The sequence below is a fragment of the Bradyrhizobium sp. UFLA06-06 genome, from assembly GCF_054820065.1.
Genome location: NZ_JADFUD010000153.1, coordinates 1 through 1,433, shown reverse-complemented (window position 1 = coordinate 1,433; position 1,433 = coordinate 1). Strand labels below are relative to the sequence as shown.

The window sequence follows — 1,433 nt, the reverse complement described above, 5'->3', positions numbered from 1 at the left end:
CCACCCACCCGACCCTGGAGGCCGACATCGCGGCCGTGCTGGGGACGCGGTCGATCGTGCTGGTCGGCATGATGGGGGCCGGCAAGTCGACCATCGGCCGCCGGGTGGCGGCGCGACTCAAGCTGCCGTTCGCCGATGCCGACACCGAGATCGAGGCGGCGGCGCGGATGACGATCCCGGAGATCTTCGAGACCCACGGCGAGCCCTATTTCCGCGACGGCGAGGCGCGGGTGATCGCCCGCATCCTCGATAACGGCCCGATCGTGCTGGCGACCGGCGGCGGCGCCTTCATGCGCGAGGAGACCCGCAACCGGATCCGCGACCGCGCGATCTCGATCTGGCTCAAGGCCGACAGTGATATCATCATGCGCCGGGTGCGCCGCCGCGCCGATCGTCCGCTGTTGCACACCCCCGACCCCGAGGCGACCGTCAACCGATTGCTCAGCGAGCGCGAGCCGGTCTACCGGAATGCCGATCTGACGATTGCCTCGCGCGACGTGCCGCACGACCGCATCGTCGACGAATGCCTCGAGGCCCTGCATGCGCATCTGTGCGGTGCGCGTCCGGCCAACGAGCCACCACCTGACGGATTGAACGCGACCTCATGACTGCGCCCTTGAAACATTCTGCCTCCGTCACCGTCGACGTCGCGCTCGGCGACCGCGCCTATGACATCGTCATCGGCCGCGACGTGCTGCAGTCGCTCGGCGAGCGTGTCGCGGCGCTGCGGCCCGGCGTGCGTACCGCCATCGTCACCGACCGCACCGTTGCCAAGCACTGGCTGGAGCCGACCGAGGCGTCGCTCGCAGCGGCAGGCGTGCCGACGTCGCGGATCGTCGTCGAGGAGGGCGAAGGCTCGAAGAGCTATGCGACGCTGACCGAGGTCAGCGAAGCGCTGATCGCGGCGAAGATCGAGCGCAATGACCTCGTCATCGCGCTCGGCGGCGGCGTGGTCGGCGATCTCGCCGGCTTCGCGGCCGCGATCCTGCGCCGCGGCGTCGATTTCGTGCAGGTGCCGACCTCGCTGCTGGCGCAGGTCGATTCTTCCGTCGGCGGCAAGACCGGCATCAACTCGCCGCAGGGCAAGAACCTGATCGGCGCATTCCACCAGCCGGTGCTGGTCATCGCCGACACCTCGGTGCTCGACACCTTGTCGCCGCGCCAGTTCCGCGCCGGCTACGCCGAGGTCGCGAAATACGGCATCCTCGGTGACGAGGCCTTCTTCGCCTGGCTCGAGAAGAATCACACCGACATCTTCTCTGGCGGCGCCGGGCGCGAGCACGCGATCGCGACTTCGTGCCGCGCCAAGGCGGGCGTTGTTTCCCGTGACGAGCGCGAGACCGGCGAGCGGGCGCTGCTCAATCTCGGCCATACCTTCGGCCATGCGCTGGAGGCCGCGACCGGCTTTTCGGATCGCCTGTTCCACGGCGAGG

At 69.2% G+C, this 1,433-nt stretch carries 2 protein-coding genes; both read left to right on the top strand.

The window, feature by feature from the left end:
• Positions 1-14 precede the first annotated feature (14 nt).
• The gene (locus IF803_RS42425) at positions 15-608 is read left to right on the top strand and encodes a shikimate kinase (protein ID WP_461196155.1); all 594 of its coding nucleotides are present in this window, start codon (positions 15-17) and stop codon (positions 606-608) included.
• Positions 605-1,433: 3-dehydroquinate synthase family protein (locus tag IF803_RS42420; RefSeq protein WP_461196154.1), on the top strand; the 829-nt coding region annotated here is incomplete at its 3' end. The genes IF803_RS42425 and IF803_RS42420, both read left to right, overlap by 4 nt.